Raw genomic sequence first — 19,882 nt, forward strand, 5'->3', positions numbered from 1 at the left:
AAAACATAAATGCTCCTAGCATCCAGTAGCGAAGAGGCCGTACCGGATAGGTTCGAAGAGGCTAAGAAGCGGTTCCTCCAAGCCTTAAGAGACCTTAAAGCTACGCGTGACAGCTCGGCTACCGATAGCTACGAGTGGGCATGCTTTCAGGCGCAACAGGCCGCCGGAAAAGCAGTCAGGGCCCTGCTCTACGCGCTCACGCCGAGTGCGTGGGGACACAGCGTTGTCGATCTAGCGACGCTGAGAGGCTACGAGGACGTGTCCGAGGATTTGTACATCGTTGCCCGCGCGCGGGCAAGGAGCGCGTACAGGAAAGCTGGGAGAGCTTGGATTAGGCCTCTGGAGAGCCGAGCCGAAAGTTAGCGAAAAAAAGCTAGGTCTTTATGGGGTGTTGGTGGCAAGCCATGAGGTGGAGTGAACTACCGGAGCCCGCTAGGCGCTACATCCTCTACCACGTTGCTACAGCGCCGCTCCTCTTCGCCTGGTACATGCTACCCTACAGCCTCGTCGAGGAGGGCTACACCGCCGTTCAGCTCGGCGCTCTCTACGCGGCCGTGAACGTAGCATCGTTGCCCGCCAGGATCCTCATCGGCAGGTACTTCACTTTCCACGACGTGAAGAAGGGGTTAGCGTTTATCGACGTGCTAGAGGCCGCGTCCCTGTTGCTCCTCTACTTCGCTACAGGCGGCTTCGCCGTCCTCGTTGCGAGGGTAGCGCTCCTCCTCTCGAAGGTAGCGGGGATCCTCCACCCCGCTCTACCAGGCGTACGAGAGGGCTGTCTACCCGGAGGACAGGTTGAAAGATGCGCTCGTATGGCACATGCTTCTCCCAGAGGCGTCTGCCGCCATCAGCTACCCATTGCTGGGCTACGCTCTCAGCGCGCTTCGCCCTGGCTCCGTGAGGGAGGGCTTCCTCGCGCTCGCCGTTGCCCACGTAGCGCTCGCCATCTACGTGCTCGCGCTCTTCTACCCGGTAACCCTCAAGGAGGGGGAAGAGGGATCGTTGCTAGACGACTTGAGAAAACTGGCCGGAGCGCTCGGGGGGAGGCTGAGGCTCTACCTGTCTGTAGAGCTACTCTACCTACTAGCCTGGCAACTCACGCCGGCCTTCGTCCTCGTGAACTACGTGGTAGAGGGGTACGGTGGGAACCTGTTCCATGTTGCCCTGTTCGATGCATCGATGAGCACTGCCTCCGTAGCCTCAATGCTCGTAGTCGACAGAGTGCCCGCGCGGCTTGGCTTTCGGGCAATGGCTCTCTCGGCGGCTGGGGTCTCCGCATCCATGCTCCTCCTCTCGGCGAAGCCCCCGCTCTGGGCCCTCATGGTGCTGGGCTTCGCGCTTAGGATGTTCGACTCCGCGTTCCTCGTGTTCAGCAGGGCCTGGCTCTACGGCTCTATCGCGAGGGAGGAGGCGGCCCTAGTATCGTCAGGGCTATCCGCGCTGAGCTTGACCGTGCTCCTGGCTGTACCTCTCCTAGCAGGCCTGCTGGCCGCAGTTTCCCCGGGGTTGCCGTACCTGGCGGGCTCTTTCCTGGTCGCCGCGACTCTGCCACTCATCGCAGAGGCCTCGAAGTCGGCGGGTCAGGCGCGCCCGCGTGTAGGCTAGGCTTTACCAGCCGCCTCCGCTAGCCTATCTCCACGAATTCCATCCCCACCTTTTTGAGCGCGTAGCTAACCTCGCGCAGGTAGTCCCCGTATACTATCAGCCAGTGGAAGCCCCTGAGCTCCCTTAGGAGGCGTCGCCAGTCCCCCTCTATCTCGATCTCGGCTTGGCTCCTGCAGATGGGCAGGAAGGGGGCTTCTGCAATCTTCCCCCTGAAGCCCACCCAAGTTTTCTCCTCGAAGTCTGGGATGAGCACCGTCACTACCTGCCCCTTCCTGAACTCCACCTTGGGTGCCGCTCCGTAGTCGGACTCGAAGTGCGTGAGTATCCGGGCCGGCTCCCTACTTCTGCCGTCCATGAGCCTAGGCGCTGTGCAGTGGGCTACAGTCACTATGCCGTCGTGGGGCAACGTGGGGTCTGCGAGGAACACGGGCTTCCCGGAGGCGTAGTGGAGAAGTATCGCCGCGGGTATAGCGACGAAGTCGCTCTCGCAGAGCGCGAGGTAACCCTCGTCGTTCAGGAGGCTGAGCGCGAGGCACGCGGTGGTCTTCGCGATAGGCATTATCGTTGTCATGCACTCGTTCACAGTTATTATCCTGGCCTCGTGCTCCTCGAGGAGTTGCTTAAACACGAGGTACAGGACGAAGGCGTTCACGACGAACTCCTCCCTAGTCTCCAGGCGTACCCCCTCCTCCGAGAGGTACTCCTTAGCCATCCGCTTAGCCTCCTCCAAGCACCGCTCGTCGCCCATAGCCTTCTTTATCCTCTCGGCAAGCTCGGCGTAGGAGACTTCGACTATGTCGAGGTGCCACCTCGCCCTCGCAAGCTCGACAGCCTTCCCGCCTATACCCCACCCCGACGCGCCTCCAACCGCGACAACCCTAGCCCCGAGGGTGTTCTTCAAGGCGTAGAGCGCCCGGAGCCTCCTCAGAAGCTCCTCGTAGTCGTCTACGACCACGTCGTCGTAGTCCAGCCAAACCTGACCGATGCGGTCGTTGTACCGCCTTATCAGCCTGGCGTCTATTATCTCGTACCACAGGTAGAGGGGGCCGGACCTATGCCTGAGGAAAACAACTGTCGGCCCGCGGTAGGCAACGCCTATCAGGAGCCCCTCGTCCCCGCCGGCGGCGTAGAGCAGGTAAACGTCCGCCTTCTCCAGGCGATCCACGTCCCCGTAGCTCTTCACCATGCCTACTGGTAGAAACTTGAGGGGGAAGCCGGCTCTCTGCTCGAGGTTCTTTAGCTCGGCCTTGATCCTACGCCTCTCCTCCTCAGCGCTCTCCTCGTCCGCTATCCCTCCCCAGGCGCGCCAGCTCGTAGCCTCGCGCCTCTCGTACACGCTGTACGCAAGAACAGGCTTCACGGTCAGCTCAACCAAAGCCTCTCGCCGGGTAAGCTTTCCGAAAAGCCCCTATTATTCCTAACTCTTCGGGGAAAGCCGCGCGCCTGGAGCGGCTACGCTCGTAACGCCCGTAGGCGCTACACCCTCGAGAGCCAGGCACCCGCGGTCTGAGCCTGACAAGCTACGCGGGGGCCTCGCAATTTTCAAAATATTTATAGGTGTAGGTCGCGTGGCGCCATCGAGTATGGGCGAGGGGGTTGGTAGAAGCTCCTGCATCGTTGTCCGAGGAGTCTCGAAGGTGTTTAGCGGCGGGGTCAGGGCGCTCGACGGCGTCTCGATGGTGGTCGAGGAGGGAGAGATACACGCCGTGCTGGGGCCCAACGGCGCCGGGAAGACTACGCTCATGCGTGTACTAACCACGCAGATCAAGCCTTCCAGCGGCGATGCGTGGGTTCTGGGCCGCCACGTCGTTAAGGAGGCGGCGAGGGTGCGGGAAGTCATAGGGTACGTGCCGCAGGAGTTCTCGGTGTGGACGGACCTTACGGGCTACGAGAACGCCATGATATACGCGAAGCTCTACGGGGTTCCTCCGAGCGAGAGGAGGAGGGTCGTCGAGGACATGCTCGAGTTCATGGGCCTGGGGGAGGCTAAGCACAGGCTTGTGAAGACGTACTCCGGGGGGATGATTAGGCGCTTAGAGCTCGGGATAGCGCTGATGACCAAGCCGCGCGTCCTGTTCCTCGACGAGCCCACCATAGGGCTTGACCCCCGCGCGAGGGAGCTCGTGTGGTCCAGGATTCTGGAGTACGCGGGGGAGGGCGGCGTGACGGTAGTCTTCAACACGCACTACATGGACGAGGCGGAGAGGTTTGCGGGCAAGGTCACCGTGATGAATAGGGGGAGGGTTATCGCCGAGGGGGCTCCGAGAGAGCTCGTAGAGAAGGCTGGGGGCGGCGCAACCGTGAAGATCGAGTTCGACGGCGAGCTGGAGAAAGCCCTGGGAGCCCTGTCGGGGGTTAGGGGCGTCGAGGTGGTCTCCGCCGGGAACCCCGTCGTACTGAGAGTCGAGGACCTCGAGGTACAGGTAGCCGGAGTGTTCAGGGCGCTCCTGGGCAACGGGGTCAACGTGAAGAAAGTGAGCCTACAGCCCCCCTCTCTCGAGGACGTCTTCCTCAGGCTTACGGGTATGACGTTCGAGGAGGCAGAGAGGTCTAGCCTGAGGGAGGTGGCCGCCACCCGTAAGGCTATAGGAAGGGGTGGTTGAGGTGGCTGTGGACAAGGTGCTCGCGTTCGTCGAGCTGGAGCTGAGGAGGCTACGCCACGACCCCACGGAGGTCTTCACAAGGGCCGTGCAACCGGCGCTGTGGATAGGGGTCTTCGGCACGGTGATGAGTAGGGTCAGGGCTATACCAACGGGTAGCGTTGACTACCTGACGTTCATAGCTCCCGGCGTGCTCATGCAGTCAACCTCCTTTATAGCCATAGCCTACGGCATAATGCTCGTCTGGGAGAGGGACTCGGGAATACTCAAAAGGGTCCTCACGTTACCCGTTAACCGCTTCCTCATAGTGCTGGGGCGCTCCCTCTCAGGGGCCACGAGGGCTCTGTCCCAGCTGTTCGTGGTTCTCCTCATAGCGCTCCCCCTCGGCGCCAGGCTCAACGTTAACCCGCTCGCACTCTGCCTAGCCGCCCTGGCGGTCTACGTCTGCTCGACGGGCCTCACAGCCCTCTCGATAATAATGGCGTCGGCCATGAAGACGAGGGAGAGGTTCATGGGGATCATCCAGGCTATAACCATGCCGCTTTTCTTCACAAGCAACGCTCTCTACCCCGTAGAGTTCATGCCGCAACCGCTCCAGTACGTAAGCCTCTTCAACCCGCTCACCTACACTATCCAGGCGCTCCGCGCCTCGCTGATCTACTGCGACTACTGGTCTACGCTCGCGAATACCGGGATCCTCGCAACCTTTTCACTCGCAATGCTCCTCGCCGCGACCGCGGCGCTACCCAGGATAATAGAGTGACGCGCTACTGCTTCCCGCCGGAGCCCCGGAGGGCTTCGAGCAGCCTTAGCAGTAGACCCGCAAGCCTCTCTGAGTTCACGACCACCGTGTAGGAGTTCGCCTCGACGTCTTCCTTCACGTACACCTCTACCCTACCAGGCTCCACGAGCAATGCGGCGGGCTCGCCTCCCCCTAGCTCCACGACATTCACCCTTCTGCGCAGAAGCTCCGCGTCGCGCTCCCCGAACACCTTCGAGGCGTCCGAGCAGACAACGGTTGCCTCCGCGCTCCTCAGAGCCTCCTGCACCAAGGTCGGGAGAGCCCTCTCGCCCCTCACAAGGAAGACCGGGCTCCGCGCCTCCGGCGAGTAGAGCTTCCTGAGCTCGCTCGTAGCCTCCGAGACCTTCTCCTCGAGCCTTTTTATCTCGCCGAGCAACTCGCTCCTCCTCCTCTCGAGGAGGTTGCGCATAGCGGTCTCGGGGTCTAGTGCCTGGAACCTGAGGGGCCTCCCGGGCACCGAGGCTAGGAGCCCCTTGTTCTCGAGGCTTGAGAGCACGTCGTAAGCCTTCGTGTAGGATATCCCGCTGAGGTCCGCGACTTCGCTTACCGTCGCCACGCCCCTTATTAGGAGCGCGAGGTACGCCTTTATCTCGTACCGGGAGAAGCCCAGGGAGGCTAGAACCTCTTCCACTCTGCTCATCGCCGCGCGGTCAGCCTCGCCTGGCATTTAGCGCTCCTCACCCTCCACGGGGGTCGCGGCGCTCATATCGTGCGAAAGCCTGAACGGGGTTAGAGGGTAGGAAGTCTTTATGCAGCGCAGAATCCTGAGGTAGCGGCTGCTCCCCCGCCTCGAGAGCTCGAAGACGACGTCGGGGAGGCTCTTCAAGAAGCACTCGTAGTGCTTGTTGAGCACCCCCTCGCTGTACACCATTACGTGTATACCGCGGGATCTGCGAGCCTCTGCGTGCAACCTGCCGATAAAGCCGGGTATCAGCTCCTTGGATGCCGAGAAGAAGAGCGTCGAGAGGTGCGATATCACGAGCCTGTACCTATCGCCCGGCTCGAGGAACTCCCGCTTGGCCACCACTATCTCCCTAAGCACCTCGTCGAGGTCGAAGGGGTTCTCGACTAGGTACCTCGCGGAGCTCTCAACGCCAACCCTCGGCGAGAAGCAGTCTATGAAGACAAGCCTGCCCTCCTCTATGAAGCGCCGCGCGCTCATCCCGTACTTCTCCATGTTCTCCACGATGTCCTCCGGGAAGAGGTCGACCGTAACATAGATGCCCTTCTCACCCTCGAGCAGACCCTCGTAGAGTATCCTCTGGGCAAAAGTGTTCTTCTTGCTACCTATGGACCCGGCGACGAGAACGGAGGAAGGCCTCGGCAACCCGCCCTCTAGAGCCTCGTCCAGCCCCTTTATACCCGTGCGCGCGCGCTCCATCCCTTCCACGTTTTAAGCTTCTCGGAGAAAAGTATTTATCCTTGTCTGCGCAAATTTTTCACGCTAGGTGAAAAAATTTGACCAATGCTGAAAAAAGAGGTTTCGGGAAGTACCTCCAGGCAGCCGGGATGCCGCTAGCGATCTTCGCGCTCCTCGCGATCTCCCTGATGCCCACGCCGCCAGGCCTCACCGTGTGGGGGCAGAGGGCCCTCGCCGTGTTCACCTTCGCCCTCATACTATGGCTTACGTCGCCGATTCCCTTCTGGCTGACCTCGCTACTGGCCATAGCCCTTCTCCCGATAACCGGCGGCTACTCCGTTACGTCGACCTTCCAGCAGCTCGGGCAGGACGTTATATGGCTCATGGTCTGCGCCTTCATACTCTCGAGCGCGATGGAGAAGACAGGTATAGGCAAGAGGCTCGCGTACAGGCTCCTCCTAGTCTTCGGCGGGTCCCCGTCCCTAACGCTACTGGGGCTGATACTGATAAACCTCGCCCTAGCCTTCGTAGTCCCCAGCACCACCGCGAGGGCTAGCATAATGCTCCCGATAGCCCTACTCATAGCCGAGGCCTACAATCTTAAGCCCGGCGAGAGCAACTACGGGAAGATACTCATGATGCAACAGCCCATGGCCAACAACCTGAGTACTTCCATGATACTCACGGCTACCGCGCCGCAGATACTCGCGTGGAGCTTCCTGAAGGGGATGGCGGGGGTCGAGGTACCGTGGCTCACCTGGCTGGTCGCCCAGATGCCCGTAATACTGGTAATGCTGGTAGTACTGTGGATCGTCGGGCTTAAGCTCTTCCCGCCCGAGATAGGCTCCACGGCGAGCACGGAGTGGCGCGCGAAGCTCAAGGAGGAGCTCAAGTCCATGGGACCGCTGAGCCGGGAGGAGAAGTACACGCTCGCCGTATTCCTCCTAGTGCTATTCCTATGGGCTACGGACCAGTGGCACGAGGTAATGTTCGCAGGGCTCAGCATACCCTACGCTCTCGCGGCTGTCATAGGTGCCTCCCTACTGTTCCTGCCAAAGCTAGGCCCCCTCAAGAAGTGGGGCGACGCGAAGATACCGTGGGACCTGATGATATTCAGCGCCGGCGCGTACGCAGTTGGGCTCGCGCTCAACGACTCCGGGGGCGGGCAGTGGCTGGTAATGCAGCTTGTCAACGCGCTTGGGCTTCAGAAAGGCGTGGACCTCTTCGTAGCCTACGCGCTCCTCCTGGCCCTCATGCTCTACAGCCACGTGTTCTTCTCGAGCAAGACGACCAGAACCGCGATATTCATACCGCTCTACATAGCCCTCGCCAGGGCTCTCGGCCTACCGCCCGTAGCCATAGCGCTACCCGCCGCCTTCGTTATATCCTGGGACCTCACGTTCCCGTACAACTGCAAGCCTAACCTCATCTACTTCGGAACCGGGTACTTCACCATGCGCGACATGATAATCTACGGCCTAACGATATGCACTATCGGCTACGTCCTCTACCTCGCCGTCGGCTGGCCCTGGCTTAACTTCCTGGCTTCGATAGGGATGCTTCCGGGGTGGAAGGTGTGAGGAGGGTGGTAGGCGTGAAGGGCTCCGTAATCCTCGCCACGCTACTCGTAGCGACCCTGCTTGTAGCCGCGGCTGCGCGCGCCGAGCCCTCAAAGATCAAGGGCGTACTCTACGACGTGAAGATACTGGGCTGGGAGTACAGGGAGGACCTTGAAAGCGGGGTGTTCACGCTTAACCTAACGGTCTCGTTCAAGATGGCGAACTGCTCGGACTCCGCGCTCGTCGTCCCGCTGGGGTTGTCCTTCGTTAGCGCCAACCTCACGAAGGCGTCCGTAGTGCTGGACGGCGAGGAGCTGGCGGGCAAGGCGAAGCTCGTAACGAAGCCCCTCTCCAGAGTCGAGATCGCGCTGAAAAAGCCCGTCTCCGGCCCCAAGTGGGCAACGGTCACCGTTTCCATCGTGTGCCAGGTGAAGAGCGGGGCTAAGATCCAGTCCGGCTACGCCAAGGACTACACCCCCGTGAGCGACAAGGTGCTCAACATACCCGTGACGAACTACTTCACGTCCGTTAGCTGGGAGAAGGACGGCGACCTGCCGGGCGTGAGGATACGCGTGTGCCCGCCCAGCGGATGGAACGCGGTGTACGCGGTTTCCTCGATAACATCGAAGGTCGCAACCCTGGATATCCGCAGGGTGGACTCCTGCTTCGAGTTCTGGAACCTCGACGAGAAAACCGTGACCCCCAAGTCCCTGAGCCCCGGCTCCTCGTTCTCGGCTGAAGTCGCAGTCCTACCTGCGCCTTCGCCGAGCCAGCCGCACGTCGCGCTCGTGGCGCTGGCCCTCGTAGCCGCGGCGTGCTTCTTCGCCTGGTACTACAGGGACGTATACAGGTACGTCGAGCTGAAAGTGGGAGGCTAAAAATAGGGGTATTTTTCTCCTTAGGTGTCTAGTTATGAGGCTCGTTTTTCTCGGTGGCTACCGGGAGCAGGGGAGGTCCTGCCTAGCCTTGGAGCACGGGGGGCGCTACTACGTATTCGACGTCGGCGTGAAGAAGGTGTACTCCGGGGGCAAGTACGGCGAGCCCCCGTTCCTCGGGCTGATAGACGCCGGGAAGGTAGAGGCGGTTTTCGTCAGCCACCTCCACGAGGACCACCTCGCCGCTGTCCCGGCCCTCGTTAGGAGGGGTTTCAACGGCCCGATATACATGAGCGCGCCGACCGCCGAGCTGGGCATCAAGCAGTGGTATAAGTGGACGGTCCTCGAGGAGGATGGTAAGCCCCTCTTCACGGAGGAGGACTGCGACGAGGCCAGGAAGATGGTGAAGACGGTCGGCGATGGTAGCGTGGTTACTAGCGGCGACGTCGAAGTAGCCTTCCACCAGTCGGGCCACGCTTTAGGCTCGATGTACATGGAGGTATCGGTGGGCGGCTGGAGTATGCTCTACGCCGCGGACATAAACAGGGGGTCAAGCGTCTTCCGCGACCCGGCCCCCGCGCCCAGTAGCTACGACGTCGTAATAGCGAATGCCTCTTACGGCGACAGAGTTGTGGACGCGGGAGTCGGGGAGCGGAGGGTGGCGGCGCTCGTCCTCGAAACTGTTAAGCGGGGCGGCACTGCGCTCATACCGGTTACAGCCGTGGGGAGGGGGCAGGAGACGCTCATGATCCTCCTCCGTAGCAGGGAGATCCTCGGGAGCGGGGCTCCCATATTCGTCGAGAAGTCTATAGCGGAGGGCGTCGAGCGTGTCGCCGCGTACGAGGGCTACGTCAAGCCTGAGTTCCTCGAAGTTGCCAAGAGGAAGCCCCACCTAGCGGAGCCCTTCCACGTCTTCTCGAAGGACGAGGTGGACGAGGTTGCGCGCGTAAAGCCGTCCGTAGTGCTCGCAACCGACCTCATGTTGATGGAGACTTCCAGGAGGTTCTTCGAGAAGCTGAGGGAAGACCCCTCCTCGTCCGTCATACTGACGGGCTACCAGGCTCCGGGCACGTTCGGCAGGAGGTTGCTCGATCACAGAGAGGCGGGTGCCTTCACGTTTAACGGCGAAGTGGTCCGGTTCTCCTGCAGGGTCTACGACGTCCCCGTCAAGATGCACTTCGACGTTAGGGATAACGTGGAGCTCGTCCAGAGGACTCTCAAGGAGGAGGGGTTGGTGGTGCTCCACCACGGAGAGGAGCCTAACTCCACGAGGCTCGCGCTCCACCTCTTCAACTACGTCAAGCCGGAGAGGGTTGTAGTGCCGCAGGTACCCTCGGACCTCTACCTGGTGAGGAGTGGATGAGCGAGTACTGGAGCCCTAAGCCCCTTTACAGGAGCGTCGTACTGATACTCGACGGGCTGGGGGACAGGCCAGTCCCAGAGCTGGGAGGTAGAACGCCGCTACAGGTTGCGAGGAAGCCCACCCTCGACTCCCTAGCGGCCGAGGGCGTTACGGGGATAATGGACGTCATAGAGCCGGGGGTCCGCCCCGGGACTGACACGGGGCACATGGCCCTCTTCGGCTACGACCCCTACAGGTTCTACCCCGGAAGGGGGCCGCTCGAGGCGGCCGGGATAGGCGTAGAGCTTAAGCCCGGCGACGTAGCTTTGCGCGCTAACTTCGCAACTGTGAGAGAGGAGGGCGGTAGGCTTATCGTCGTCGACAGGCGGGCGGGCAGGATAAGGGGCGAGGACGCAGAGGCTCTCACGAGGTACCTCAACGAGAGGATAGGCTCCGTGGACGACGTAAGGGTCTCTTTCCACCACGCGACCGCGCATAGGCTCGTCGTCGTGCTCAGGGGGGACTCCCTCTCGCCGCGTGTCAGCGACTCAGACCCCGGAACCGCCAGGGAGGGGGAGCCGGTGAGGGAGGTTAAACCGCTGACGAACGACCCGGAGTCCGAGAGGACTGCGCGCATCCTCTGGAAGCTACTGCTGAGAGCGCACGAAGAGCTGGAGCGCTGCCCGGTAAACGAGGAGAGAGTCAAGAGAGGGTTGCTACCGGCTAACGCCGTGCTGACGAGGGGGGCGGGCATGGTACCCTACGGGATAGTACCGTTCCGTGAACAGTTCGGGGCAACGGCGTACCTAGTCGCGGAGGAGGCAACGGTGCTGGGAGTAGCGAGGATACTCGGCATAGAGGGGGAGATACCCGGTGGGTCAACGGCAGACCTCGACACCGATCTCGACGCGATCTTCAACCGGGCGCTCGACGCGTATAGGAGGGGCTACGAGTTCGTCTTCATACACGTGAAGGGTACGGACATCGCTGGGCACGACGCTAAGCCCCTGGAAAAGGCCCGCTTCATCGAGCGCGTAGACGAGGCGTTCGCAGGCTTCCTCTCGAGGATAGACCGCGGAAAGACGATAGTGGCCGTAACCGCCGACCACTCGACCCCCTGCACGGTGAGGGACCACAGCGGGGACCCCGTACCCCTCCTGATAAACGGCCCCGGCGTGCGTAGAGACGACGTTACGAGCTTCGATGAAATCTCCTGCGCGAGAGGCGGCTTGGGGAGAATTAGGGGAGTAAACCTCGTAAGGATACTCCTAGACCTGATGAACAAGCCAATAATGTTCGGCGAGTAGCCCGGGAAGCCCCTAAAAAACAGGCCTTTCTCCTCTTCAAAGCATAGTAATTCCTCGGATAGGAGCTCCCAGAGACGCGCTCGCAACAAATTTTAGGAGCCTCCGGTAGGCTCAGCTAAGCAGGATAACCCTCTCGGGCCGTCCAGCACAAGCGTTAGGGAGTTCAACAGCTCTCTACCCACGAGCCTCTTCCCTAGACCGTAAACCGGTGTCTCTACGAGCACCTCGCGCTTCTCGCCGCCTATAACCGCCACTGCGCGCGCCGCCCTCATAGGCAAGGGCCCCGCCAGGGTTCTATGGGTCCTCCACGCCTCCCGCGGTAACTCGCCTACCGCGAAGAACTCGTAGGTCTCCCTGTCTAGAAGCAAGGAGCCCTCGAAGCCCGTGTCGACGGGCAACTCTAGCTCGAGCTCTTCGCCCAGGAGGTTGATCAGCTTAAGCCTGACCTGCGGGTATCCATAGACCCTGCCGCGCCCGTACTCCCAGCAACCTACAGGAACGTAGACCCTCCCCACCATTCCAGCTCGCCTCCCTTGTCCTCGCCGACCTTCACTACCACCGCGTGCTTAGGCCTGATGCCTTTAAGGGCGGCTATCACTTCGTCCAGCGTGGCGTAGACGCCTACCAGGCGGGCGTGCGCGAAGACCGCGTACATGCCGCGGTGCTCCTTGAGGAGCCTCTCCTTTTCCCTAGCGTAGGCCTCGTTGTTAGCGTCGGCCTCCGTTAGGAGGAGCCTGGAGGAGAGCCAGAGGTCCATTGCTTCCTCGATTGCCTGGGAGAGGGTTAGCCCCCTCCTTATAGCTTCAGCCTTGAACTCTCTGAGCTTCCTCTCATCCACCTTCTTTACAACCAGGGTCATCGAGTTAACCTTGTTCACCCAGGTAATGAGCTTAACGCGTAGCTCCCGCTTAGCCGCGCCGCGGGAGACAGCGAAGCGCGCAGTACAAGCGAATCCTTACGTACTCATTATGTTAGATTTTCGAACCAAACGTTTAAATATTTCAATGTAATTTGGTCGTCGATAAAACATGTCTGAGATAAGGATGCCCTTACTGGGCGAAAAGGCCCCGTCCTTCACCGCTAAGACTACCCACGGAGTCATAAATTTCCCCGACGACTTTAGGGGTAAGTGGGTAGTGCTGTTCAGCCACCCCGCCGACTTCACCCCTGTATGCACCACTGAGTTCGTCTCCTTCCAGAAGAAGATGGAAGAGTTCAAGAAGCTCAACGTACAGCTGATAGGGCTAAGCATAGACCAGGTCTTCAGCCACATCAAGTGGGTTGAGTGGATAAAGGAGAAGCTCGGAGTGGAGATAGAGTTCCCGATAATCGCCGACGATACTGGGGAGATAGCGAAGAAGTACGGAATGATACACCCCGGCAAGGGGACGAACACAGTTCGAGCAGTCTTCGTGATAGACCCCAACGGAGTTCTAAGGGCTGTGCTCTACTACCCGCAGGAAGTCGGCAGGAACATGGACGAGATACTCCGGCTAGTCAAAGCCCTCCAGGTTTCAGACAAGCACGGCGTAGCACTGCCTGCGAACTGGCCTAACAACGAGCTCATAGGCGGCAAGGTGATCATACCGCCCGCCAGCGACGAGAAGACAGCGAAGGAGAGGCTCGAGAAAGCCGCCAGGAAGGAGATCGAGTGCTTCGACTGGTGGTTCTGCTACAAATCCCTAGAGAAGTAGTCTAGTTATTTTTTGTTTTTACTTTCGGTGTTTCAACCGCACTAGGTTAATATCGGTTCTGCGCGTAGCTTTTTCTGTGCCTAGGTTCGCCGACTTGTTCGTTAGGGAGGTTCGGAGAAAGCGCTCGGAGCTCGAGAGGATTCTGGGAAGCGAGGGAGGGTTAAGGGAGCGCTACGGGGAGCTGGTAAGGGAGGCGTGGATCCGGGACCTTGAGCCTAGGGGTGCGCGGGGGCCGGCTTACGCCGTGGACAGTAGTAGCGATGACATCGAAGTGCAGGGCGGCGGCGTCGTCCTGGTTACGCGGTCGTTGGCGCTAAGCGCTGGCGGGGAGGAGATACGCGAGCTACGCTTGGACGCCTTCTACCCGAGGAACGTGCGGGACTACGACGACTTTAAGCGGCTCGTAAGGGAGCACGTCGAGCACGTCGTCGCCCTGCGGGCAGTGGAGGAGGGGGCGCGGCTTGTGCTGATAGATGGGTCGCTGTACGGGAGGATGATCCACGTCTTAAGGGAGCTGGAGGTCGAGGGGAGGGAGGACTTCATGTTCGAGTACGTCGAGCTCTACTCCGAGCTTTTCTCCAAGGCGCGGAGCCGCGGCGCGCTCGTGGTTGGCGTAAGCAAGGATTCCAGGTCTACCGTCCTGAAGGAGGAGTTGCTCTACCTGAGGCTCAAGTCGGTCTTGAAGGGGCTTGGCGAGCCGCTCGCAGGCGCCGTGCTCGGCTACTGGAGGCTCCTCAAGAGGAGGCCCAGGGAGGCCCTCGAGAACGTTAGGAAGCTGGTAAGAGAAGGGTTGAGCCCGGAGGTCTACGAGCTCTTCGAGGAGGCGACGAGCTCCGTGCCAGACTCCAAGGTGATACTCGCCTGTGACCCAGGTAGGGGCTTCTCCCGCCCTTTGAGGCTTAGCCTCGAAAAGGTGTCTACGGGCGTGACAGACATCCTGTTGACGGACGGGGCCCGCGGGGCCGCGTTGCTCAGGGACGTCTTCGAGAAAACTGCGGAGCGCCTCGGCGAGGAGTTCGACGAGAGGGCTTCGCAGGTTCTTGAGTGCATGAAGAAGTACCCGCCGGTGGTCACCAGCTACGCCGTCTTTAGCCGCGGCGACGACCCTCTCCGCGTCGACTTAGCGGGCGGGAGCGGCTACGAGACCGCAGGCGACTCGCGCTTCCTCGCCGAGACTCCGGGGGAGTTGCTGGAGGTACTGGGCTTCCTCGCGTTGCTCTACGCGGGTAGGAGGAGGTACAACGCCCTGCTACTCGAGGCAGACAGGAGGGTGAAGGCGACGGCCGAGACAATGGAGCTCTACCACAGGCTCGCGATGCAGGAGCTTGGGCTCGCCATCATACACTCGAGGGGTGATAGGCGTGTATTCTTCCCTTAGGCAGGTCGGCAGGATAGTCGAGGAGGCTACTCCGGAGAGCTTCATCTTCGTCACGACGAAGCAGGACCACCCGCCGAAGTACGAGTACGTGCTGGTTAAGTCGAGGGAGGTGGTCGCCGGCGAGGAGAGGGAGGTGGACGTCCTCTGCCAGGTGACCGGCGTGGTTTCCAGGAGCGACGCGTACAGCAGTAGGCTAGACCTGGAGAGCCTAGAGCGGATACACGAGGCTGGGATAGACGACGCCAACCTTCTCTGCGCGGCGCGGACCCTCGGCTACCTCGCCGAGGAGGACGGGAGGAAGGTGGTCCTGATGCCCAGGAGGGCTTTCTTCCCGGGAAACCCGGTCTACCTGGCCCCGGACGACTTCGTCAGGGAGTTTTTCTCGTACCCCGGGGAGGAAGGTATACGCATAGGTAGCCTCGTCTCCCGCAGGAACGTCGACGTCTACCTCTCGGTGAACGGGTTCAGGAGGCACGTCGCCGTTATAGCCCAGACCGGCGCGGGCAAATCGTACACCGTCGGCGTCATACTGGAGGAGTTGCTGAGGCTGGGAGCCACGGCGGTAGTCATAGACCCGCACGCGGACTACGTGTTCCTGAGCAGGGACAGGGACATGAGGCGCCACGAGTACTCGGACAGGGTCCTCGTCTTCAGGAACCCGAACAGCACTGGGCGCTACGACCCGAGCCAGATGGACAACGTGCACGAGCTGACGGTGAAGTTCTCCGATCTCTCGGCGGAGGACGTGGCGAGGATAGCCGGGATTCCGGAGAAGTGGACGAACGTAAGGAAGGCTATCCGCGACGCCCTCGACAAGCTCAGGGGGAGGGACTACACGATTGACGACCTGCTCGGCGAGCTGGAGAAGATGTCGCGGGGAGGCGGCAAGGAGGCTGCCTACGCGTCGAGCGCGTACAACCACCTCGTGAAGCTGAGGAAGTTCAGCGTGTTCGGCAGGTACACCACGTCCGTCAAGGACGAGATCCTGAAGCCGGGGCACGTGAGCGTGCTGGATCTGTCCGGGCTTAACGACGCGAGCCAGGACTACATAGTGAGCACCGTGCTAGAGGAGATATACAGGCTGAGGTACTCGGGGGAGTTCAGGTACCCCGTCTTCGTGGTGGTAGAGGAGGCTCATAGGTTCGTCCCATCCAAGGCCTCGAAGAGGTCCACCATGTCCTCCGAGATCATAAACACGATAGCGGCGGAGGGCAGGAAGTTCGGCGTGTTCCTGATCCTTGTGACCCAGAGGCCGAGCAAGATAGACGCGGACGCCCTGAGCCAGTGCAACAGCCAGATAATACTGAGGATCACTAACCCGAGCGACCAGAGGGCTGTCGCCGAGGCTAGCGAGAGGCTGGGGGAGGACCTCATGAGGGACCTACCTGGGCTCAACGTCGGCGAGGCCATAATAGTTGGGGAGCTGACCCGGGTACCCGTCGTGGTGAAGGTGAGGCGCAGGTTTACGCGGGAGGGGGGCGCCGACATAGACCTCGTCGCAGAGCTCCGGAGAGCCCGCGAGGAGCTCAGCCTCGCGTCAAGGACATATAGGGGCGAGGACCTACTATCCGAGGTGTAGGCTCGATGGCTGTCGAAGGCAGCTTTGCCGCAGGGTTTATGAGAACCTGTTCTCCGAGGTGTAAGCCGTGGAGGTTCTGCGCATAGTCCATACAGCCGACAACCACCTCGACCCCAAGTTCACCTTCCTCGGGCCCAAGGTGCGGGATAGGAGGGAGGACTTCCTCAACGCCTTCAGGAGGGTTGTAGACTTCGCCGTCGAGGCGAAGCCGCACCTCTTCCTCGTCTCGGGGGACCTCTTCGACTCCGTTAACCCGAGAAACCCCGTCAGGGTCCAGGTCATAAGGGCGTTCCGGAGGCTTTACTCGGAGGGGGTAAGGGTCTACGTGATAGCGGGGAACCACGACATGCCCAGGAGCCTGGAGGAGGGGCTCTCGCCGCTCAAGGAGGTGGAGGCGTCGGGCTACGCGAGGTTCTTCGAGAAGACCTCGGAGTTCGAGGTCGACCACTTCGAGGTGAACGGGTTCGACGTCGCGGTCGCCGGGATATCCTACAACCCGGAGGTCGGGCTGGACGAGCACCCGCTGAGGAAGTACAACGCGAGGGTACCCCGGGAAGGCGACATAGAGGTAGTCCTAATGCACTACAACTTCGCTGGGGTAGAAGTGCCGGGCGCCTGGAGGGCCCCGAGGATAACCCGGGAGGACATACCGGACAACTGCGTCTACGCCGCGCTAGGGCACGTGCACTCCCGGGTAACGATACCCCTCGGCAACGGCGGTGTGGCGGCGTACCCCGGTAGCACGGAGAGGAGGAGCTTCATCGAGGAAGGGGACGGGGCGAAGGGCTTCCTCTACGTGAAGGTCCACGGCGACGGGCGCGTCGAGACAGAGTTCAAGGAGGTGCCCACGAGGCCTATCAAAACCGTCAGGGTCCAGGTGCCGCCCTCGGCGGAGGACCCCGTGGGGTACGTGTTGTCGAGCCTCCCACCGCCGGACCCGAGGCTCCTCCTAAGGGTGCTCGTGGAGGGCTCGATACCCCTCGCCAGGCTCACGAGGTACAGCAGGGCCGAGCTCCTGAAGAACGCCGAGAAGAGGTTCTTCCACGTGGTTGTGGAGGACTCCGAGCTGAGGTGCGCCTACGCCGAGAAACCTTCCGTAGCGGTTGAGTCCAAGAGCCCCATAGAGGCCTTCAGGGAGGAGGTGGAGGGGAGGCTTAGAGAGGCCCCGGAGGAAGACAGGATTATCCTGCTGAAAGCCTTGGAGCGGGGCGTCAAAGCCCTGGAGGAGAGCGGGGCATGGTGACCCTCGTAAGCCTCAAGGCGCAGAACTTCAGGAGGCTTAACTTCCAGGAGCCGCTAGTGTTCCCGAAGGGCTTCGTCGTTATCAGGGGCAGGAACGAGGCCGGCAAGTCGACGATACTCGAAGCCGTACTCTTCGGGCTTTTCGGCGACTACAGGATAATCCAGGAGCTACGCGGAGCGCGGGAGGCCGGGCTGGACTCCGTGGTGAACCATAGGTCTGGTAGGGCGAGGGTGGAGGTCGTATTCGAGGTCGAGGGTAGGAGGTACAGAGTCGAGAGAGTAGTCGAGAGGGGGAGGGAGGGCGGGAGGCAGGTCGAGGCAAGGCTCGTAGAGATAACTCAGGGCGGAGAAAGGCTGATCGCGACCTCTCCGTCTAGGGTTAACGAGGAGGTCTCCAAGCTTGTACGCGTGAATTGGCGCGAAATGCTGGCTACGAACGTCATAGCGCAGAAGGACCTCGAGCACTTGTTGCGAATGGGGAAGAACGAGAGGGAGAAGGTCATAAACATGATGATGGGCTTCGAGAGCTACAACAAGGCGATAGAGAAGCTAGAGGAGGAGCGTAGAGCCATGCAACAAGAGCTCGAGAAAAAGGTGCTGGAGAAAAGCTCCCTCGAAGATAAACTGAGAAACCTGGAGGAGCTCAAAGTCAAAGTCGAGGAGTACAGAAGGGAGCTGGAGGAAGTTGAGAAGGAGCTACCCGCCCTGAGGAGCGAGGAGGAGAGGTCCAGGAAGGTCCGGGAGTACCTCGACGGCTTGCTCAGAGTCCTGAGGGAGAGGGAGAAGACATCGAGGAGCATCGAGGAGGTGGAGAGGAGAATCCGGGAGCTGGAAGAGGAGAGGAGGAGCCTTGAGGAGAAGGCGGTGAAGCTTAAAGGAGAGCTAGAGGCCCAGAGGAGGCGCCTGGGCGAGCTGGAGGAGAGGGGAAGGGCCGTGCGGGAGGCCTTCAGGAAAGCCGAGGAGGAGAGGAGGAGGGCCATAGAGTTCTCCGGAAAAGCCCTCGAGCTGCTCGACAAGTACCAGTCACTCCTCGACGAGAAGAGGAGGACCCTGGAGAGAATAGCAGAGCTCGACAAGAGGCTCGAAGAGCGGCCCAAGCTCCTCGGCGAGTCTGCCAGGCTAGCGGAGGAAGCTAGGTCCGTGGAGTCCAGGATAGCAGGGGAAAGCCTCCCGGCTTGGAGCAAGGTGGCGTCCGCCGCCCTCCTTGTGGCTTCGGCAGTCCTCCTCCTCGTCAACCCGGCTCTCCTGGCTCTAAGCATTGCGGGCGCACTCCTAGCAGTACTCTCGCTGGCCGCCGGAGCCTACAGGAAAAGCGTGACGGTCTCGCGGCTTAGGCTGGAGAGGGAGAGGCTCGAGCGGGAAAGGGCCCTCGTGGAGGAGAGGCTCAAGTCTCTCGAAAGGGACGTGGCGGACAGGGAGAGCCTCTCCAAGAGGCTAGAGGAGATCGACGCCAGGCTACTTCGAGCAGAGGAGGAGCTCAAAGGGGTTCTCGGGGAGGAGTTCTCAAAGCTACCTCTCCAGGAAGTGAGGGAAAGGGTTTCGAGGGAGAGAGCCCGCCGGGAGGAGGAATACGAGAGGGCGAGGGCGGAGAAGGAGGCCCTGGAAAAGGAAGCTGCCTCCGTGGGGGAGAGGGTTTCCCAGTTGGAAAAACAGCTGGAGGAAGTCGAGAGGAGCGTCGAGGAGAGGGTTGAGAGGCTGGGCGAGCTTGCGAAGAGGAGGGAGGAGCTACTGGACGCTTTATCCAGGCTAGTGGTCCCGGAGCCGCCGTTCGAGATAGAGGGGCTCGTGTGGCCCGTGGACGAGAGAGACATCGAGGGCGTAGAGGTTGTGTACAACACCTACGATAGGCTTTACCAGCAGGTTTCCAGGAGGCTGGCCGAAGCCGAGGAGAGGAGGAGGGTTCTAACGGGCGAGCTGAGAGACGCGGAGAAGAAGCTGGAGGAGCTACCCGCGGTAAGGGATAGGCTGGCGAAGCTGGAGTCCGAGGTTAGGGAGCTCGAGGTAGAGGTTAACGCGAGGAGGGAGGCCGTAAAGCTCCTCAGGGAAGTCTCCGCGAAGAGGCGCGCCGCCTTCGCCCCCAGCGTCGAGCAGAACATGAACTGGATCGTGTCGTACGTGACCAACGGGAGGTACAAGGCCGTGAAGATCGACCCTGAGAGGTATGACGTGTCCGTGTACGACGCGGAGGCTGGGAGGTGGATGCAGAGGGATATCTACAGCGGGGGAACCAACGACCAGTTCCTCTTGGCGATGAGAATTGCCTTCACGCTCTCGCTACTACCCAGCGCTAAGGGCACGTACCCCAGGTTCCTCTTCCTCGACGAGCCGCTGGGCTCCTCGGACGCGGAGAGGAGGGGCAGGATCGTGGAGCTACTTGCACGGGAGCTCACGAGGTTCTTCGACCAGGTCTTCCTCATAACGCACGTAGACATAGAGGAGCCGCCCGGCGCCACGGTGGTGGAGATAGAGGACGGAAAGCCCGCGCGGATATACACGCCTGGAGCAGAGGAAGGATAGCCGGCGTGCTTATAAAGCCGGG

Annotated in this window: 18 protein-coding genes; 13 read left to right on the forward strand and 5 right to left on the reverse strand. The window is 61.1% G+C overall.

Annotation, left to right across the window (positions count from 1 at the left end; all coding sequences use genetic code 11):
- Positions 1–9: 9 nt before the first annotated feature.
- Complete coding sequence (locus TPEN_RS07960) at positions 10–363, forward strand: HEPN domain-containing protein (protein ID WP_011753217.1); 354 nt, start codon at positions 10–12, stop codon at positions 361–363.
- A 432-nt stretch (positions 364–795) separates the two neighbouring features.
- On the forward strand, positions 796–1,605 hold the full coding sequence (locus tag TPEN_RS07965) for an MFS transporter (RefSeq protein ID WP_011753218.1): 810 nt from the start codon (positions 796–798) through the stop codon (positions 1,603–1,605).
- A gap of 19 nt (positions 1,606–1,624) precedes the next feature.
- On the opposite strand, the gene TPEN_RS07970 is transcribed toward TPEN_RS07965, so the two are convergent.
- Entirely contained in the window at positions 1,625–2,980 is a 1,356-nt protein-coding gene (locus TPEN_RS07970; protein ID WP_011753219.1) for an L-fucose isomerase and-like proteins-like, read from the reverse strand.
- Between the two features lie 208 nt (positions 2,981–3,188).
- Between TPEN_RS07970 and TPEN_RS07975 the strand changes: the two genes are divergently transcribed.
- Together TPEN_RS07975 and TPEN_RS07980 are read left to right on the forward strand one after the other, a co-directional pair.
- Entirely contained in the window at positions 3,189–4,208 is a 1,020-nt protein-coding gene (locus tag TPEN_RS07975; RefSeq protein WP_148678031.1) for an ABC transporter ATP-binding protein, read from the forward strand.
- A 1-nt stretch (position 4,209) separates the two neighbouring features.
- Complete coding sequence (locus TPEN_RS07980; protein WP_011753221.1) at positions 4,210–4,968, forward strand: ABC transporter permease; 759 nt, start codon at positions 4,210–4,212, stop codon at positions 4,966–4,968.
- A gap of 4 nt (positions 4,969–4,972) precedes the next feature.
- Here the strand turns inward: TPEN_RS07980 and TPEN_RS07985 are convergent, their stop codons facing one another.
- Entirely contained in the window at positions 4,973–5,674 is a 702-nt protein-coding gene (locus TPEN_RS07985; protein ID WP_011753222.1) for a TrmB family transcriptional regulator, read from the reverse strand.
- Positions 5,675–6,388 carry an RAD55 family ATPase gene (locus tag TPEN_RS07990; protein ID WP_011753223.1) on the reverse strand — a complete coding sequence of 238 codons (714 nt, stop codon included), beginning with the start codon at positions 6,386–6,388 and terminating at the stop codon, positions 5,675–5,677.
- Between the two features lie 77 nt (positions 6,389–6,465).
- Between TPEN_RS07990 and TPEN_RS07995 the strand changes: the two genes are divergently transcribed.
- The 4 genes from TPEN_RS07995 to TPEN_RS08010 are packed head-to-tail and all read left to right on the forward strand — an operon-like array spanning position 6,466 to position 11,450.
- On the forward strand, positions 6,466–7,947 hold the full coding sequence (locus TPEN_RS07995) for an SLC13 family permease (protein WP_011753224.1): 1,482 nt from the start codon (positions 6,466–6,468) through the stop codon (positions 7,945–7,947).
- Positions 7,944–8,804, forward strand: coding sequence for a hypothetical protein (locus tag TPEN_RS08000; protein ID WP_148678032.1), 861 nt, complete (start codon positions 7,944–7,946; stop codon positions 8,802–8,804). The genes TPEN_RS07995 and TPEN_RS08000 overlap by 4 nt, the downstream gene beginning before the upstream one ends.
- A gap of 34 nt (positions 8,805–8,838) precedes the next feature.
- On the forward strand, positions 8,839–10,164 hold the full coding sequence (locus TPEN_RS08005) for an MBL fold metallo-hydrolase (RefSeq protein WP_011753226.1): 1,326 nt from the start codon (positions 8,839–8,841) through the stop codon (positions 10,162–10,164).
- Entirely contained in the window at positions 10,161–11,450 is a 1,290-nt protein-coding gene (locus TPEN_RS08010) for a 2,3-bisphosphoglycerate-independent phosphoglycerate mutase (protein ID WP_011753227.1), read from the forward strand. The genes TPEN_RS08005 and TPEN_RS08010 overlap by 4 nt, the downstream gene beginning before the upstream one ends.
- A 92-nt stretch (positions 11,451–11,542) precedes the next feature.
- Here the strand turns inward: TPEN_RS08010 and TPEN_RS08015 are convergent, their stop codons facing one another.
- Entirely contained in the window at positions 11,543–11,968 is a 426-nt protein-coding gene (locus TPEN_RS08015) for a pepsin/retropepsin-like aspartic protease family protein (RefSeq protein WP_052885308.1), read from the reverse strand.
- Positions 11,941–12,309, reverse strand: coding sequence for a hypothetical protein (locus TPEN_RS08020; RefSeq protein ID WP_011753229.1), 369 nt, complete (start codon positions 12,307–12,309; stop codon positions 11,941–11,943). Before TPEN_RS08020 ends, TPEN_RS08015 begins: the two co-directional genes overlap by 28 nt.
- Before the next feature lie 169 nt (positions 12,310–12,478).
- On the opposite strand from TPEN_RS08020, the gene TPEN_RS08025 reads away from it, so the two are divergent.
- The 5 genes from TPEN_RS08025 (at position 12,479) to TPEN_RS08045 (ending at position 19,860) form a co-directional block, all read left to right on the forward strand.
- Positions 12,479–13,144, forward strand: coding sequence for a peroxiredoxin (locus TPEN_RS08025; RefSeq protein WP_011753230.1), 666 nt, complete (start codon positions 12,479–12,481; stop codon positions 13,142–13,144).
- A 76-nt stretch (positions 13,145–13,220) separates the two neighbouring features.
- The gene (locus tag TPEN_RS08030) at positions 13,221–14,522 is read left to right on the forward strand and encodes a DNA double-strand break repair nuclease NurA (RefSeq protein ID WP_011753231.1); all 1,302 of its coding nucleotides are present in this window, start codon (positions 13,221–13,223) and stop codon (positions 14,520–14,522) included.
- Positions 14,506–16,101: an ATP-binding protein gene (locus TPEN_RS08035; RefSeq protein ID WP_011753232.1), complete on the forward strand. Its 1,596-nt coding sequence runs from the start codon at positions 14,506–14,508 to the stop codon at positions 16,099–16,101. Before TPEN_RS08030 ends, TPEN_RS08035 begins: the two co-directional genes overlap by 17 nt.
- Positions 16,102–16,168: 67 nt before the next feature.
- Positions 16,169–17,344: a metallophosphoesterase family protein gene (locus TPEN_RS08040; RefSeq protein ID WP_011753233.1), complete on the forward strand. Its 1,176-nt coding sequence runs from the start codon at positions 16,169–16,171 to the stop codon at positions 17,342–17,344.
- Complete coding sequence (locus TPEN_RS08045) at positions 17,338–19,860, forward strand: AAA family ATPase (RefSeq protein WP_011753234.1); 2,523 nt, start codon at positions 17,338–17,340, stop codon at positions 19,858–19,860. The genes TPEN_RS08040 and TPEN_RS08045 overlap by 7 nt, the downstream gene beginning before the upstream one ends.
- Positions 19,861–19,882 lie beyond the last annotated feature (22 nt).

This window comes from Thermofilum pendens Hrk 5 (assembly GCF_000015225.1).
Lineage (GTDB): Archaea > Thermoproteota > Thermoprotei > Thermofilales > Thermofilaceae > Thermofilum > Thermofilum pendens.

Bases quoted from the DNA above. Each gene is read 5' to 3' on its own strand.
- TPEN_RS08005 (WP_011753226.1), top strand. From the start codon at position 8,839: ATGAGGCTCGTTTTTCTCGGTGGCTACCGGGAGCAGGGGAGGTCCTGC.
- TPEN_RS07990 (WP_011753223.1), bottom strand. From the start codon at position 6,388: ATGGAGCGCGCGCGCACGGGTATAAAGGGGCTGGACGAGGCTCTAGAG.
- TPEN_RS08045 (WP_011753234.1), top strand. From the start codon at position 17,338: ATGGTGACCCTCGTAAGCCTCAAGGCGCAGAACTTCAGGAGGCTTAAC.
- TPEN_RS08015 (WP_052885308.1), bottom strand. From the start codon at position 11,968: ATGGTGGGGAGGGTCTACGTTCCTGTAGGTTGCTGGGAGTACGGGCGC.
- TPEN_RS08010 (WP_011753227.1), top strand. From the start codon at position 10,161: ATGAGCGAGTACTGGAGCCCTAAGCCCCTTTACAGGAGCGTCGTACTG.
- TPEN_RS07975 (WP_148678031.1), top strand. From the start codon at position 3,189: ATGGGCGAGGGGGTTGGTAGAAGCTCCTGCATCGTTGTCCGAGGAGTC.
- TPEN_RS07985 (WP_011753222.1), bottom strand. From the start codon at position 5,674: ATGCCAGGCGAGGCTGACCGCGCGGCGATGAGCAGAGTGGAAGAGGTT.
- TPEN_RS08020 (WP_011753229.1), bottom strand. From the start codon at position 12,309: ATGACCCTGGTTGTAAAGAAGGTGGATGAGAGGAAGCTCAGAGAGTTC.
- TPEN_RS07960 (WP_011753217.1), top strand. From the start codon at position 10: ATGCTCCTAGCATCCAGTAGCGAAGAGGCCGTACCGGATAGGTTCGAA.
- TPEN_RS08025 (WP_011753230.1), top strand. From the start codon at position 12,479: ATGTCTGAGATAAGGATGCCCTTACTGGGCGAAAAGGCCCCGTCCTTC.